Raw genomic sequence first — 15,245 nt, forward strand, 5'->3', positions numbered from 1 at the left:
CCGCCGTGTCGAAATTCGTGTGATTCCGCTCAAGCAGTAACGCGCAGCGTTACAGTTCCGGCGTAGCCGGAACGAAAATGCCGCCCTTGCAGGCGGCATTTTTGTAGGTGCCGAGCTTGCTCGGCACGCCGATAGCGCCTGTAGAGCCGAGCCACGCTCGGCTACCTCTTCTGGTAGATGCCGACCTTGGTCGGCGCCGTTCGAAAAGCAGTCGAGCATGGCTCGACGCTACAGAAAGCGACATCGCGCGCCCGGGTAGATCCACGCCACGCGAGGATACCCTCGGTCATGCCGCCGAAGCGGCCACCTTCTCCAGGATCCGCTTGCCGCTGCTTTCCAGTGCAGCGTCTTCCTTTTCCTTCTGCTGCTGCGCCAGCTTCGCACCCGGGCACTGCGCCAGCATGTAATTGGCGTCGAAGTTGAGCTTCTCGACCAGGAAGTCGACGAACGCACGCACTTTTGGCGAGACCAGGCGGCCACCGGCGAACACGGCGTTGAAGTCCACTTCCGGACCGGTCCAGCCAGCGAGCACGCGGCGCACCATGCCCGATTCGACGAAGGGCTTGGCCATCACGTCGCCGGTCAGCAGCAGGCCTTCGCCACACACCAATGCCCCATTCAACGCAGACATGTCGTTGGCGGTCATCAGCGGGGTGACCGGGAAGTCGCGCAGTTCACCGCCGTTCTCGCCCAGCTGCCAGGTGAAGCGCGGCGAATTACCCGTGTGGTACGGCTTGCGCATGGCCAGGATGCGATGGAACTGCAGTTCTTCCGGGTGCAGCGGTTCGCCATAGCGCTCGATGTAGGCCGGGCTGGCGAACACCTGCGTACGCAGGCTACCCAGCTTGCGCGCGACCAGGTTGGAATCGGGCAGGGCCCCCACGCGCAGCGCAAGGTCCGCTTCACCTGCAATCAGGTCCAGCTTCTCGTTGCCCATGTGCATGTCCAGGCGGATCTCCGGGTACTGCGCATGGAACTGGCCCAGCAGCGGGGCGATCCAGGTGATGCCGATCGAATAGGGGACGGTGAAGCGCAGCCAGCCGCGCGGGCCGGACTGCAGCTGGCTCACCGCGCTCTCGGCTTCTTCCAGTTCGCGCGCGATGCGCTGGCAATGTTCGTGGTAGATCGAACCGGCTTCGGTCAGGCCGAGGCGGCGCGTGGTCCGGTGCAGCAGGCGCGCGCCCAGGCGCGTTTCCAGCTCCTGCACTTTGCGGCTGACCGTGGTCTTGGGCAGGCCGAGCGATTTGGCAGCGGCGATGAAGCTGCCTTGCTCGACCACTTTGACGAAGATCAGCGTCTCGTTGAGATCGTGGGACATGGTCGGGGATCCTGGACGTCGGGGATGGGACAATCGTGACAGAACGATTGGACCGGGAGCGGGATGATTATTCCCCTTAATCAGGACTAATCAAGTAAAGGTTTGAGGTCTATCGTGGCGCCATTCGTTAATTGGAGCCCGTCCGCCATGAGCCTGCGCAACATTCTTGCCCGACTCCGGAACGCCGGCCAGAACACCCTGGACCTGGCGATGACCGTCGAAGCCCGCCCGAGTTCCTTGGTACACAAGGACTTCCGTGAGTTTACCGCGCCCATGCGTCAGCAGCGTGGCGGCGCCCTCCGCCTGGTCCCTCACAAGGGTGACCGACTGCGTCGAATCGGGACTATCCCGGATATGGGAGGAAATGTCCCGTGAATGGGATGCTGACGCCCGAAGTCCTGGTCTTGGGCGGCACCGGTGCCGTCGGCCAGGGTGTGGTGGGCGCGCTGCTGGAGGCCGGCAGCCCGGTGTTGGTTGTCGGCCGCGATCCGGGCCGGCTGGCGGCGCTGCACGAGCAGTTCGCCGATGAGCCGGGCCTGGAGACGGTGCTGGGTTCGCTCAGCGACGACGGATCGGCGCGCGCGCTGGCCGAACGCATCGCGCAGCGCCCGCGCCCGTTGGCGGCAGTGATCGCCGCAATGGGTGGGCCATACCGCCGCGGTCGCGTGGTCGACCGCAACGGTGACGAACTGATGGGCGCGATGCAGGCCGATCTGATGCCGCACGTGCACGCGGTGCGTCACCTGCTGCCGCTGCTGCAGGACAACGTGCATGCACGGCGCTACGTGATGATCGGCAGCCCGGCCAACGCCAAACCGTGGGCGGGTTACGGCGAGACCTCGATCACCACCGCCGCGCTGCGCATGTACGCGCAGGTCGTGCACCAGGAGGCGCAGGCGCTGGGCGTGCGTGCGCAGATGCTGGAAGTCTGCAGCCCGGTCTGTACCCCGGCCAACGCGGCCAATGCCTGCATCGAGTGGCCCAGCTCGCTGCTGGTGGGTCGTCGCGTGGTCTCGCTGCTGGATGGTTGCCGCGACAACCGCGCCATCGTCCGCTGTGACAGCAGCGATGCCGAACTGCCGCGTGGCCTGCTGCACTTGGAAGTTCCCCCTTTGTGGCGCGATACCGCAGGCGTCGCTTGACCTCGACCATGGTTGAGGTCGCAGTATGCGGCGCCGATTTTTGCAACACGTTCTCATATAGCTGTACCACCCCTCCGTACGGATGCATGCCATGACTTCCCCCAATACCACCCCACATCGTTTCGGCCATCGCATCGCGATGGTCGGCGTGTCGATCCTCGCTGCGGCCGTGCTGGCGGCGTGCAGCGGCGGCCATGCCGAAGAAGCCGGTGCACCGCCTCCGCCGCAGGTCAGCGCAGCGCCGGTGCTGGTCGAGCAGGTCAGCCAGTGGGACGAATTCAGCGGCCGCGTCGAAGCGGTACAGAGCGTTGAACTGCGTCCGCGCGTGTCCGGCTACATCGACAAGGTCAACTACGTCGAAGGCCAGGAAGTGAAGAAGGGCGAAGTGCTCTTCACCATCGACGCGCGCAGCTACCAGGCCGAGTACGATCGCGCTGCCGCCGAACTGGCCCGCGCACGTACCCAGGCCACGCTGGCCCGCAGCGAGTCCGAGCGCGCCAAGCGCCTGTCCGAGCAGCAGGCGATCTCCACCGAGACCGCCGAGCAACGTCGTGCCGCCGCTGACCAGTCCGGTGCCGCCGTGCAGGCGGCGCAGGCCGCGCTGGATGCGGCCCGGCTCAATCTGGAGTTCACCAAGGTGCGCGCACCGATCGACGGCCGTGCCGGCCGCGCGATGGTCACCGCCGGCAACCTGGTCACCGCCGGCGACAGTGCCAGCGTGCTGACCACGCTGGTCTCGCTGGATACCGTGTTCGTCTACTTCGATGCCGACGAAAGCACCTTCCTGCGCTATGCCCAGATGGCACGCAAGGGCGAGCGCCCGAGCGAGCGTGACAGCGAGCTGCCGGTGAAGGTCGGCCTGTCCGGTGAGGAAGGTTACCCGCACTCGGGCAAGGTCGACTTCCTCGACAACCAGGTCGCCCGCAGCACCGGCACCATCCGCGTCCGCGCACTGCTGGACAACGCCGACCGCCAGTTCACCCCGGGCCTGTTCGCCCGCGTGCAGCTGCTCGGCAGCGGCCAGTTCCAGGCCCTGCTGATCGACGACAAGGCCGTGCTGACCGACCAGGACCGCAAGTATGTCTACGTGGTCGACAAGGATGGCAAGGCCCAGCGCCGCGACATCCAGCTCGGTCGCACCGCCGACGGCCTGCGCATTGTCGAACACGGCCTGGCCGCGGGCGACAAGGTGATCATCGACGGCGTGCAGAAGGTCTTCATGCCGGGCATGCCGGTGCAGGCCAAGGCGGTGGCGATGCAGCCACAGGCCGCGCCGGCACCGGGCCGCGATGCCACCGCCGCCCTGAAGCATTGACCCGCCGTCTCCTGATCCGCGTCCCCGCTTAGCTGCCGGCGCCAGCGGCAGCCTTCCCTGCCTTCGTCATCTCGGCGAGGGGCAGGGTGGCTGTTGCCCGCCGAATGCCTTTCCCAGGAATTCCTCCATGGACTTTTCCCGTTTCTTCATCGACAGGCCGATCTTCGCGGCGGTGCTGTCGATCGTGATCTTCGCCGCAGGCCTGATCACGATTCCAATCCTGCCGATCAGCGAGTACCCGGAAGTGGTGCCGCCGTCGGTGGTCGTGCGCACGGTCTATCCGGGCGCCAACCCCAAGGTCATTGCCGAGACCGTCGCCACGCCGCTTGAAGAAGCCATCAACGGCGTCGAAGGCATGATGTACCTGAAGTCGGTCGCCGGTTCCGACGGCGTGCTGCAGATGACCGTTACCTTCCGCCCGGGTACCGACCCGGACGCGGCGGCGGTGAAGGTGCAGAACCGTGTGGCGCAGGCGCAGGCGCGCCTGCCCGAGGACGTGCGCCGGCAGGGCGTGACCACGCAGAAGCAGTCGCCGACCTTCCTGATGGTGGTGCACCTGACCTCGCCGCAAGGCAAGTACGACACCCTGTACCTGCGCAACTACGCCCGCCTGCACGTCAAGGACGCGCTGGCGCGTATTCCGGGCGTCGGTGACGCGCAGATCTTCGGTGGTGGCGACTACGCCATGCGCGCCTGGCTGGATCCGGACAAGGTGGCTTCGCGTGGCCTGACCGCCAGCGACGTGGTGCGCGCCATGCGCGAGCAGAACGTGCAGGTGTCGGCCGGCCAGCTCGGCGCCGAACCGCTGCCGGACAGCAAGTTCCTGACCCTGATCAATGCCCAGGGCCGGCTGAAGACCGAAAAGGAATTCGGCGACATCGTGCTCAAGAGTGGCACCGATGGCGAGATCGTGCGCCTGTCCGACGTGGCCCGCCTGGAACTGGGTGCGGGTGACTACACCCTGCGCTCGCAGCTGGACGGCAAGAACGCGGTCGGTATCGGCATCTTCCAGTCGCCGGGTGCGAACGCGCTGGAAATCCGCGACCAGGTCATCTCGACGATGGACGAGATGCAGAAGACCATGCCGGCCGACGTGAAGTACGAAGCCGTGTATGACACCACCATTTTCGTGCGCGACTCGATCAAGGCCGTGGTCTCCACGCTGCTGGAAGCCATCGCGCTGGTGGTGCTGGTGGTGATCCTGTTCCTGCAGACCTGGCGCGCTTCGATCATCCCGCTCATCGCGGTGCCGGTGTCGGTGGTGGGTACCTTCGCCGCGTTGTACCTGCTGGGCTTCTCGATCAATACGCTGAGCCTGTTCGGCCTGGTGCTGGCGATCGGCATCGTGGTCGACGACGCGATCGTGGTGGTGGAGAACGTCGAACGCAACATCGAAGAAGGCCTGTCGCCCACCGCGGCGGCACACCAGGCCATGCGTGAAGTGTCCGGCCCGATCGTGGCGATCGCGCTGGTGCTGTGTGCCGTATTCGTGCCGATGGCGTTCCTGTCCGGTGTCACCGGCCAGTTCTACAAGCAGTTCGCGGTCACCATCGCCATCTCCACGGTGATCTCGGCGATCAACTCGCTGACCCTGTCGCCGGCGCTGGCCGCGCGCCTGCTGAAGGCCCACGGCGCACCGAAGGACGGCCCGAGCCGCCTGATCGACCGCCTGTTCGGCTGGGTGTTCCGTCCGTTCAACCGCTTCTTCAAGTCCAGCTCGGAGAAGTACGAACGTGGCGTGGCGCGCATCCTCGGCCGTCGCGGCGCGGTGTTCGTGGTCTACGCGGTCCTGCTGGTCGGTACCGGCGTGATCTTCAAGCTGGTGCCGCCGGGCTTCATCCCGACCCAGGACAAGCTGTACCTGATTGCCGGCGTGAAGCTGCCGGAAGGTTCGTCGATCGCGCGTACCGATGAAATGCTGCGCAAGGTCGCCAAGATCGCCCAGGAAACCGATGGCGTGGCCCACACCATCTCGTTCCCGGGTCTGAACGCGCTGCAGTTCACCAACACGCCGAACACCGGTGTGGCGTTCATTCCGCTCAAGCCGTTCGCCGAGCGTCATGGCCGTACCGCTGCGCAGATCAATGCCGAGATCAACCAGAAGATCGCCGGGCTGCAGGAAGGCTTCGCCTTCGCGATGATGCCGCCGCCGATCCTCGGCCTGGGTAACGGCAACGGCTACCAGATGTTCATCGAGGACCGTGGCAACCTGGGCTACGGCGCGCTGCAGAACGCCGTGCAGGCGATGCAGGGCACCGTGGCGCAGACGCCGGGCATGGCCTTCCCGATTTCCAGCTACCAGGCCAACGTGCCGCAGCTGGATGCCGAGGTGGACCGCGTGAAGGCGAAGGCACAGGGCGTGCAGCTCACCGAGCTGTTCGACACCCTGCAGACCTACCTGGGTTCGGCCTACGTCAACGACTTCAACCAGTTCGGCCGTACCTGGCAGGTGATCGCCCAGGCAGATGGCCCGTTCCGCGAGACGGTCGAGGACATCGGCAAGCTGCGTACCCGCAACGACCGCGGTGAAATGGTGCCGATCGGTTCGATGGTCACCATCAAGCAGACCTTCGGCCCGGACCCGGTGCTGCGCTTCAATGGCTACCCGGCAGCGGACCTGGCCGGTGAAGCCGACCCGCGCCTGCTGTCCTCGGCCGAAGCGATGAACAAGCTGACCGAGATTGCCGGCAAGGTGCTGCCGGTGGGCATGACCACTGAATGGACCGACCTGAGCTACCAGCAGGCCACCCAGGGCAAGGCCGCCTTCATCGTGTTCCCGGTGGCGATCATGCTGGCCTTCCTGGTGCTGGCCGCGCTGTACGAGAGCTGGTCGCTGCCGCTGGCGGTGATCCTGATCGTGCCGATGACCCTGCTGTCCGCGCTGTTCGGCGTCTGGCTCACCGGCGGTGACAACAACGTGTTCGTGCAGGTCGGCCTGGTGGTGCTGATGGGCCTGGCGTGCAAGAACGCGATCCTGATCGTCGAATTCGCCAGAGAGCTGGAGATGGGCGGCAAGGGCATCGTTGAAGCGGCGCTGGAAGCCTGCCGCCTGCGTCTGCGCCCGATCGTGATGACCTCCATCGCGTTCATCGCCGGCACCGTGCCGCTGGTGCTGTCGCACGGTGCAGGCGCCGAGGTGCGCTCGGTGACCGGTATCACCGTGTTCGCCGGCATGCTGGGCGTGACCCTGTTCGGCCTGTTCCTCACCCCGGTGTTCTACGTGGCCCTGCGCAAGTTCGTCACCCGCAATGGTGGTGGCCAGCTGGTGCAGCACGGCGAGCCGACCATCCACCACTGACATGGAACCCCGTCGCCGCCGGTCATTGGCCGGCGGCGGCTTTCCCCTCACAAGGCATGAATCCATGAACACCCATCAGAACAAGATCGCGCTGGTCACCGGCGCCACCCGTGGCATCGGCCTGGAAACCGTGCGCCAGCTCGCCCAGGCCGGTGTGCACACGCTGCTGGCAGGTCGCAAGCGCGACACGGCAGTTGAGCTGGCACTGCAGCTGCAGGCTGAAGGCCTGCCGGTCGAAGCCATCCAGCTGGACGTGACCGATGCAGCCAGCATCGCCGAAGCGGTCGAGCAGGTACGCCAGCGCCATGGCCGCCTCGACATCCTGGTCAACAACGCCGGCATCATGATCGAGAACCCGGCGCAGGCGCCGTCGGAGCAGTCGCTCGAGACCTGGAAGCGCACCTTCGACACCAACGTGTACGCGCTGGTGGCGGTCACCCAGGCCTTCCTGCCGCTGGTCAAGCAGGCCAAATCCGGCCGCATCGTCAACGTATCGAGCATGCTCGGCTCGCAGACCCTGCACGCCGACCCGGCGTCGGGCATCTACGATTTCAAGATCCCGGCCTACAACGCCTCCAAGGCAGCGGTGAACAGCTGGACCCTGAGCCTGGCCTACGAACTGCGCAATACCCCGATCAAGGTCAACACCGTGCATCCGGGTTACGTGAAGACCGACATGAACGGCGGCAACGGCGAAATCGAAATCAGCGAAGGCGCACGTTCCAGCGTGGAAATGGCGCTGATCGGTGAATCCGGCGCCAGCGGCAGCTTCACCTACCTGGGCGAGGTGCTGCCATGGTGATGCGCACGTTGGCGATGGCCGTCTCCAGCCTGGTGCTGGCAGGCTGTGTCAGCGTCGGCCCCAACTACAAGGCGCCGGTACAGGAGCCTGTGGTGCTGCAGGGTGCGCAGCAGCCGGTGTTCAGCACCACCTCGCCGGTGGCCAGCTGGTGGGCGCAGTTCGATGATCCGGTGCTGGAACAGCTGGTGCACGGTGCACTGTCGGACAACCTCGACCTGCGCGTGGCGGTGGCCCGCGTCGGCCAGGCCCGTGCGGTGTTCGTCGAAAGCCGTTTCGACCAGGCCCCGCACATCACCGCAGGCGGCAGCTACGACCGCCGCAAGCAACCCGATCCGCAGCTGGGTGGGCAGCGGGTGTTCAGTGAAAGCTACCAGCTCGGCTTCGACGCCGGCTGGGAGCTGGATCTGTTCGGCCGCAAGCGCCGTGCTGCAGAAGCCGCGCGCGCCGACCTCGACGCCGAGCAGGCCAACCTGGCCGATGCACAGGTGCTGGTCGCCGCCGAAGTGGCGCGCAACTACTTCGAGCTGCGTGGCACGCAGAAGCGCATCGCCGTGGCCCAGCACACCCTGGCCAACCTGCGCGATACGCAGAAGCTGACCGAGGCGCGCTGGGAGCTGGGCGCCGGCAGCGAGCTGGATGTGCAGAGCAGCCGTGCCCGCCTGAAGGCGATCGAGGCCGATATCCCGCTGCTGGAAGTGGCCGAGACGCAGTCGCGCAACCGGCTGGCGGTTCTGCTGGGCCAGCGTCCGGAAACGCTGACCGCCATGCTTGCGCCGCACGACGTGCCGGCATTTGCCAAGGCGCTGCCGCTGGGCGATACCCGCGAGCTGCTGCGCCAACGCGCCGACGTGCGCGTGGCCGAGCGTCGCCTGGCCGCCGCCACCGCGCGGGTGGGCGTGGCCACTGCGGACCTGTTCCCGCGGCTGTCGTTGTCCGGTTTCGTCGGCTTCCTCGGCGGCGACGCCAGTGGCCTGGTCAATGGCAACAACAAGGCCTGGTCGCTGACCCCGTCGCTGAGCTGGGCCGCGTTCGACTTCGGCACCGTGCGTGCACGCCTGCGTGCCAGCAAGGCTGAAGCCGAGGGTGTGGCTGCGCAGTATGAGCAGGCCGTGCTGTTGGCACTGGAAGACACCGAAAACGCGCTGACCCGCTATTCCAAGCAGCAGGCGCGGCTGGCGATCGTGGTCGAGCAGGCGCAGGCGGCACGACGTGCCGAATCGCTGGCGCAGATCCGCTATCGCGAGGGCTCGGAAGACTTCCTGACCCTGCTGGATGCGCAGCGCACGCAGTTGGCGGCGGATGATGCATTGGCGGCGGCCGAGGCCGAAGTCAACGTCAGCGTGGTTGGTGTGTACAAGGCGCTGGGCGGCTGGGGGCAATCGCCGCAGCAACCCAGCGTGGCGCAGCTGCAGTAGGCATGAGGGGACGGAAGCCGCGGCTTCCGTCCCTTTCTGCTTCAGGGCCAGAGATTGGCCGGTACTGCGCGTTCGCGCATGCGCACGATGCAGAAGCGATGGCCGGTGGGCGCTTCCATCACCCACCAGCGTTTGACGAAGCCGATCCGGCGCGCGCCGAGCTTTTCCAGTCGATCTGCCTCGGCATCGATGTCGTCGCTCTCGATGTCCAGGTGCACCCGTGAAGGATGATCGACGCGCTGTACTTCCACGTTCAGGCCCGTGGGCGCCCCCTGCAGGTCGGCGTACTCGGCGCCATCTTCGGCATACGATGGCTGCGCCTGCAGACCGAGTGCGGCCGCCCAGAAGCGTGCGCCTTCGTCAGCGGGCGTGTCCTGGCAGTCGATGATGAATCCGGCCAGACGGCTCTGGTGCGCCATGACGTCCTCCGCAGATTGGGAATGGAGGCAGGGTAGCGCGTCGCGTGCTGTGGACGTTGTCACAGTCATGACGTTTCTGACTCTGCCGGAATCGGGGCCCGCGGTGTAACTAGTGGGGCAGATTCCAGGAGGGCAGGCGATGAGCGATGACAAGCGCGATACCCAGCGCATGCTGTTCGGTGATCCGGGGCCGCCTGGTGCAGGGCTGTCGGTAGCGGTCGTAGTGCTGATGGTATTGGCTACGATGGCGGCTGCGATCGGCTTCGTGCGCCTGCCGGACCAGATGCTGGGGCTGGGCCTGATCGGCATCTCCGTGTTTCTGGCGGTCGGTGCCCGCATCTGCCAGGCACGCAGCCAGCATCAGGCGCTGTACCGGCTGATGTCGCGACAGCCGCCGCCGTAGCTGCGGCTGCCGCGCAGGTTCAGTGTTCCGGCCAGTCCAGCTCGACCACCAGCGGGAAATGATCCGACGGCAATACACCGTCGATGCGACGGTCATCGGTGACGAAGCTGCGTGCATGGAAGCCGCGCACCAGCACCCAGTCCAGCTGCACGGTGGCCTTGCCGGTGAAATCGTGGAAGGTCAGGCGTGGCCCCTGCGGAGCCTTCACCTGGGTACGGGTGTCCTGCAGCAGGCGGGTGAATGCCTTGTAGGTGTCACCACCGGGCTCGCTGTTGAAGTCGCCGGTCAGGACCACCGGCAGGTTGGCCGGCAGGGTTGCCAGATGCTTGCCGATCAGTTCGGCACCCTTCACCCGGCGCGGCTCGTCCTCGTCGCGGTAGGGCAGGTGGGTATCCATGAAGTAGAAACGACGGCCATCGTCCAGGCGCCGGAACAGGGCCCAGGTGACCATGCGCGGGTACAGGTTGCCCCAGGTGATGCTACCGGGCACCTCCGGCGTATCGGACAACCAGAAGTTGCCGGATTCCTCGACGGCCAGCACCTTGCTGTCGTAGAACACGCCCATGTGTTCGTCACCGCTTCCGCCGCGGCGGCCTTCGCCGAACCAGCGGTAACCGGGCAGGTGCTCGGACAGGAAGTCGGCCTGCTCCTTCACCAGCTCCTGGGTGCCGATCACGGCCGGGTGTGCATCGAGGATGACCTTGACCATGGCATCGCGACGGTCCGGCCAGCGCTTGCCCGGTTCGGTATCAGCCGGGGTGCGGACATTGAACGACATCACTTTCAGTGGCGCCGGTGCGGCGGCCCAGGCAACGGCAGGCAGAACAAGCGCCAACAGCGCACACAGCGCAGGGCGATGGAAGCGCGACAACATCGTGGAATCCCTCCATTCCATGAAAACGGTTTCATGGAGCATGCCATGGAAGGCGAGGGCAGCGGTATGCCGGGATGGGCGGATGGCAGGTGCCGGGCGGGCGGTGAAAGCGCCGCCCGGCGGATCGCGCGGGCGCGATCAGGAGATCATGTCTGCTCAGTCGGCGGGCAGGTACCACTGGCCATTCTGGTCAATCCAGTACACCCGGATGTAGGGAGTGCCATCCTCTTCGAAGTACGTCACTTCGCAACGTTGATGGTAATAGGGCCCCATCTTGACCCGGACGCAGTTCGTGTTCTCCGGACCACCGCCACCACCGCTGGCGGTGGCCTGGGACGACGTGGAGAGAGCTCCCACAGCAAGCATCAGTGCGGCCATCGAGGCCAGGTGCAGTTTCATGGGCATCATCCTTGTGTCTGCAATCGCGCATCTGCGCGGTGTCATGCAACTACCCCCGGTAGATCAGGCGACCGTGCGGCAGCTGCTGCGTACGCGCCGGCCCGGCTCGCGGCCCGGCGCAGTCCCTTCCCGGCTCAGTCGCGCAGGTAAGGGTTGCCGTACTCGTCGATCCAGTACTCGGCTGTGTAGACGTTGCCGAATTCATCGGTGTAGGTTTCCGTGCAGTGGTGGTGGACGCGGTTGCGGTCCACATTCACAGGCACACAGGAAACATTCTCTCTCGGGACCCCTGTGTTGGCGTCCGCCACCGGAGCCAGGGTTGCAGTTGCCACCACCAACGCGGCCATCGTGGCCAGTTGCAGTTTCATAAGCATCATCCTTGCTTTCTGCAATCGCGCACATGCGCATGGCGTGTGTAACACGCGAACCAGACCGCCGGAAGTGCCTCGCCGCGATCAGTCTTCGATCTCGCCGCGACGGCTGGCGGCACGCACTGCCTGCGCGGTGGTCGCCACACCCAGGCGTTGACGCGCGTGGCGCAGATGGTTCTCCACCGTGCGCGTGGAAAGCCCAAGCGTGGCCGCGATCTCAGCCTGCCGGCGGCCGGCGGCAACCCAGCGCAGCACTTCGCGCTCGCGGTTGCTCAGCGCGCTTCCCGAAAGCTCGGCAGGCGATTCGGCCAGGTGGCGTGCGGCTCGGAATGCTGCGGTTGCAGCAGCTTCCAGCTGCAGGCGCGCGCTGGCCGACGCGTCGATCGATGTCCCGGCAAAACTGATCGCGCCCTCCAGACCGGTGGTTCCGAATACCGGCACCTGCAGACCGTGCAGGCCTTCACCACGTGGCTGCGTCACCACCTGATAGCGTTCGCCACGAACGCCCTGGCGCTTGCTCCAGAAGAACGGCGCGTCACTGTCCAGTACGTGGCGGTTGACCGGACAGGCGTGCAGATAGCGCGCAAGGTCGGTACTGCTGCCGTCGCCGAACCAGTCGCCCTCGATCCAGTACACGCGTTGTGTACCGCGCTCCAGCCCGGTGCCGGTGGCGAACACCAGCACGCGGTCGTAGCCGAGTGGTGCCGCGATGCCTCGCAGGGCCGCGCCCACCGCACTCAGTGAGCGGGCGCGTTCCAGTTCCAGCAACGCCTGCACCAGTTCGCTCATCCGGGTCAGCGGCTGGCCAAGGCGTCGAGCAGCGTGCGCGCTGCCAGCTTGCCCAGCGCATTACCAGCCAGCGGACTGTCGCCGGTCAGCAGCAGGCGATCCTGCAGCACGCTGCCGTCGATGCCATCGTTGACGATCTGCACACCCTGCTGCGCCAGGCGCTCGCCGAAGAACCACGGCAGCTGCCCGGGCATGTAGCCGATCTCTGGCGTCTGCCGGTCCATCGCATCGGGGAAGGCACAGATGCGGTAGCCGCGGAACAGCGAACCGCCATCGGCCTCGTCCACGCCTGCAGCCAGCAGTGCGGCCGGACCGTGGCACAGGGTGATGATGTGGCGTTGCTGGGCCATCGCCCAGTGCAGGACGGCCTTCACCGCGCGGCTCTGCGGCAGCCCGATCAGGGCGCCATGGCCGCCGGGGATGAACACGGCGGCATAGTCCGAATCCGCATCGAGCCCGGTGACCACCTCGTCCAGCGGCAGCGGCTGACGGAAGCGCGACTCGTAACGTTCGTACAGTCCGCCGATCTCCGTGTCCTCGCGCGGGAACGCCCACCACTCGAATTTGGCGGCGTTGCCCGACAGCGTGGCGACATCGATGCCGAAGCCGGCCTTGTCGAGGTGGTACATCGGCAGCAGGGTCTCCACCGGATGATTGCCGGTTGAGAACAGGTGGCCATTGGCGGTGGGCAGGTAGCGCTCGTCGGCGGCGATCATCAGCACCTTCCAGCGACCGTCGCGGCGTGCGTCCGGATAGTCGGCGCCGGACAGGTTGCTCCTGGGCGATGTGAACTGTGACAGCGAGTAGGGCGACGGGAAGAAGGCATCGCGCTCGGCCGGGTCGGGGCTGGGCTGGCGGCTGGGCTCTTGCGTGGTCATGCGGACCTCCTGCGGGGAATGTGAGGCCAGCATAGGAGGGCGGGTGCGCACGCGCGATGAGGGATTTCCCTCAGTCGGATGTCGCCGGTGCCTGTTGGCGCCAGGCATTCGGGCTCATGCCGAACGCGCGGCGGAACGCACGACTGAATGCGGGTTCGGACAGATACCCGACGTCTCCTGCAATCTGCGACACCCGTCGGTTGCCACTGCGCAACATCTGCGCGGCCAGCTGCAGTCGCGATTCAGTCAGATAGCGCATCGGTGACATGCCGGTGGCGAGGCTGAATCGCTGCGCGAAATTCGAGCGGGACTGATTCAGGCACGCTGCAAGTGACTCGACGGTCCATGCGTGTGCGGGCTGGGCCTGCATCAACGCCAATGCTCGTCCGATCAGGGGGTCGGCCAAGGCGTGCAGACGCTGGCAGTTGTGCGGACCGGACGTTCCGAGCCAGTAGCGCAGGGTCCAGACAAACAGCAGGTCGAGCAGGCGTGACAGCATCAAGCCGCTGCCCAGCGTAGGCCGGGACGCTTCAGCCTGGATCGCGGCCAGGGTTACCGCCATCCAGTCGGCCGAATTGGCGGGAAATCCGCTTGGCATCCGGTCCACCCCTGGGACATGCAACCAACCGGGCAGGGCATCGAGCAGCAGACGGCTGCCGGGGCCATCGAACCCGAACGATGCGGTGGTCAGATGGGCCGGCCCCTGCGCGTCGGCGGCGCAGTCGATGCGATGCGTCCGGCCATGCGGCATCAACAGCAGCTCGCCCGTACGCAGCGGCACGACGGCCCTATCTGCATGCAGCCGCGCCGTGCCGTGCTCGATGAAGTGGAAGCACCCCTGGCCTTCGGCAATGGCGAGTGATCCGCCGGGTTGCATGACGTGGCGGCTGATGTCGCCGCCCTGCATGCGCGACGACTGGAAGATCGCAAACAGTGCGTCGGACCCAGCCTGGAGCGCTTCGGTGTTGTGGAGCCTTGGCATGGTTTTCAGGAGTCCGTGCATCGCCGCTGGCGGGGGCGATCCGTAGTCTGGTCAGGAGGCTTCAGGCAGCACGGGCTGCCACCAGCCAACCATCCCATCCAAGTGAGGAGTCCTGCAAGATGAGCAAGCCAAGCATCATTCTGGTTCATGGTTTCTGGGGCGGTGCCGCGCATTGGGCCAAGGTGATCCTGGAGCTCGATCGCCGAGGCTTCCGCGACCTGCATGCCGTGGAACTGCCACTGACATCGCTGGCCGACGACGCGGAACGCACCCGCCGCATGATCCGCCAGTTCCAGGGGCCGGTGCTGCTGGTCGGCCATTCCTATGGTGGAGCCGTGATCTCCGAGGCCGGAAACGAACCCAACGTGATGGGGCTGGTCTTCATTGCCGCGTTTGCGCCGGATGCGGGCGAGAGCCCCGGCGGCATTACCCAGCAGCAGCTGCCCGAGGCGGCGGCCAACCTGGCGCCAGACAGCGACGGTTACCTGTGGCTGCAGCCGGGCAGGTTCCACGAGAGCTTCTGCCAGGACCTGCCGGTCGACGAGGCGCGGGTAATGGCGGTCACGCAGAAGGCGCCTCTGGCGAGCACGTTCGGTGATGCCATCAGCGATCCAGCGTGGCGGTACAAGCCGAGCTGGTACCAGGTCTCCAGCGCCGATCACATGATCCATCCCGACAACCAGCGGCGCATGGCGGCGCGCATGCAGCCGCGTGCCACCCTCACGCTGGATGCCAGCCACGCGTCGCTGGCATCGCAGCCGGTAGCAGTGGCAGATCTGATCATCGACGCTGCAGCCGGCGGGGAAGGCTGAGCAGTTCGCGCCTGCCGCAGTGGCGGTG

At 66.2% G+C, this 15,245-nt stretch carries 16 protein-coding genes; 8 read left to right on the forward strand and 8 right to left on the reverse strand.

Features of this window, described 5'->3' with window-relative positions; genetic code table 11:
• Window positions 1-286 precede the first annotated feature (286 nt).
• Entirely contained in the window at window positions 287-1,318 is a 1,032-nt protein-coding gene (locus QRO91_RS12695; RefSeq protein ID WP_005409107.1) for a LysR family transcriptional regulator, read from the reverse strand.
• Window positions 1,319-1,465: 147 nt separating this feature from the next.
• Here QRO91_RS12695 and QRO91_RS12700 point away from each other — a divergent pair, with 147 nt between their 5' ends.
• The 6 genes from QRO91_RS12700 to QRO91_RS12725 all read left to right on the forward strand — a co-directional run bounded on the left by QRO91_RS12700 (window position 1,466) and on the right by QRO91_RS12725 (window position 9,290).
• Window positions 1,466-1,693, forward strand: a complete 228-nt coding sequence (locus QRO91_RS12700; protein WP_049429140.1) for a hypothetical protein — start codon at window positions 1,466-1,468, stop codon at window positions 1,691-1,693.
• A complete protein-coding gene (locus tag QRO91_RS12705) occupies window positions 1,690-2,460 on the forward strand; it encodes an SDR family NAD(P)-dependent oxidoreductase (RefSeq protein WP_049429139.1) in 771 nt (256 codons plus the stop codon). Before QRO91_RS12700 ends, QRO91_RS12705 begins: the two co-directional genes overlap by 4 nt.
• A 91-nt stretch (window positions 2,461-2,551) precedes the next feature.
• The gene (locus QRO91_RS12710; protein WP_197650911.1) at window positions 2,552-3,775 is read left to right on the forward strand and encodes an efflux RND transporter periplasmic adaptor subunit; all 1,224 of its coding nucleotides are present in this window, start codon (window positions 2,552-2,554) and stop codon (window positions 3,773-3,775) included.
• 127 nt (window positions 3,776-3,902) lie between these two features.
• Entirely contained in the window at window positions 3,903-7,073 is a 3,171-nt protein-coding gene (locus QRO91_RS12715; RefSeq protein ID WP_197650910.1) for an efflux RND transporter permease subunit, read from the forward strand.
• Between the two features lie 64 nt (window positions 7,074-7,137).
• Window positions 7,138-7,875, forward strand: a complete 738-nt coding sequence (locus QRO91_RS12720) for an SDR family oxidoreductase (RefSeq protein ID WP_049429136.1) — start codon at window positions 7,138-7,140, stop codon at window positions 7,873-7,875.
• Complete coding sequence (locus QRO91_RS12725) at window positions 7,869-9,290, forward strand: efflux transporter outer membrane subunit (RefSeq protein WP_049429135.1); 1,422 nt, start codon at window positions 7,869-7,871, stop codon at window positions 9,288-9,290. The genes QRO91_RS12720 and QRO91_RS12725 overlap by 7 nt, the downstream gene beginning before the upstream one ends.
• 41 nt (window positions 9,291-9,331) lie before the next feature.
• On the opposite strand, the gene QRO91_RS12730 is transcribed toward QRO91_RS12725, so the two are convergent.
• Entirely contained in the window at window positions 9,332-9,709 is a 378-nt protein-coding gene (locus QRO91_RS12730) for a VOC family protein (protein ID WP_049429134.1), read from the reverse strand.
• A 139-nt stretch (window positions 9,710-9,848) separates the two neighbouring features.
• Here QRO91_RS12730 and QRO91_RS12735 point away from each other — a divergent pair, with 139 nt between their 5' ends.
• Entirely contained in the window at window positions 9,849-10,112 is a 264-nt protein-coding gene (locus tag QRO91_RS12735; RefSeq protein WP_285310417.1) for a hypothetical protein, read from the forward strand.
• Between the two features lie 19 nt (window positions 10,113-10,131).
• Here the strand turns inward: QRO91_RS12735 and QRO91_RS12740 are convergent, their stop codons facing one another.
• From QRO91_RS12740 to QRO91_RS12765, 6 genes are all read right to left on the reverse strand, one after another.
• Window positions 10,132-10,986, reverse strand: coding sequence for an endonuclease/exonuclease/phosphatase family protein (locus QRO91_RS12740; RefSeq protein WP_049429132.1), 855 nt, complete (start codon window positions 10,984-10,986; stop codon window positions 10,132-10,134).
• A 156-nt stretch (window positions 10,987-11,142) separates the two neighbouring features.
• Complete coding sequence (locus QRO91_RS12745) at window positions 11,143-11,385, reverse strand: hypothetical protein (protein ID WP_049429131.1); 243 nt, start codon at window positions 11,383-11,385, stop codon at window positions 11,143-11,145.
• Window positions 11,386-11,519: 134 nt separating this feature from the next.
• Window positions 11,520-11,753 (reverse strand): hypothetical protein, encoded by a 234-nt coding sequence (locus QRO91_RS12750; RefSeq protein ID WP_049429130.1) that lies wholly within the window; start codon window positions 11,751-11,753, stop codon window positions 11,520-11,522.
• Between the two features lie 87 nt (window positions 11,754-11,840).
• Window positions 11,841-12,545: a PA1136 family autoinducer-binding transcriptional regulator gene (locus tag QRO91_RS12755; RefSeq protein WP_049429129.1), complete on the reverse strand. Its 705-nt coding sequence runs from the start codon at window positions 12,543-12,545 to the stop codon at window positions 11,841-11,843.
• Between the two features lie 5 nt (window positions 12,546-12,550).
• Window positions 12,551-13,423 carry a glyoxalase III HchA gene (gene hchA, locus QRO91_RS12760; protein ID WP_049429128.1) on the reverse strand — a complete coding sequence of 291 codons (873 nt, stop codon included), beginning with the start codon at window positions 13,421-13,423 and terminating at the stop codon, window positions 12,551-12,553.
• A 70-nt stretch (window positions 13,424-13,493) separates the two neighbouring features.
• Window positions 13,494-14,426, reverse strand: coding sequence for an AraC family transcriptional regulator (locus QRO91_RS12765; RefSeq protein ID WP_238378624.1), 933 nt, complete (start codon window positions 14,424-14,426; stop codon window positions 13,494-13,496).
• A gap of 98 nt (window positions 14,427-14,524) precedes the next feature.
• Here QRO91_RS12765 and QRO91_RS12770 point away from each other — a divergent pair, with 98 nt between their 5' ends.
• Complete coding sequence (locus QRO91_RS12770) at window positions 14,525-15,217, forward strand: alpha/beta hydrolase (protein ID WP_197650909.1); 693 nt, start codon at window positions 14,525-14,527, stop codon at window positions 15,215-15,217.
• The last annotated feature ends 28 nt before the right edge of the window (window positions 15,218-15,245 follow it).

It is taken from the genome of Stenotrophomonas maltophilia group sp. Smal32 (assembly GCF_030237085.1).
Lineage (GTDB): Bacteria > Pseudomonadota > Gammaproteobacteria > Xanthomonadales > Xanthomonadaceae > Stenotrophomonas > Stenotrophomonas maltophilia_Q.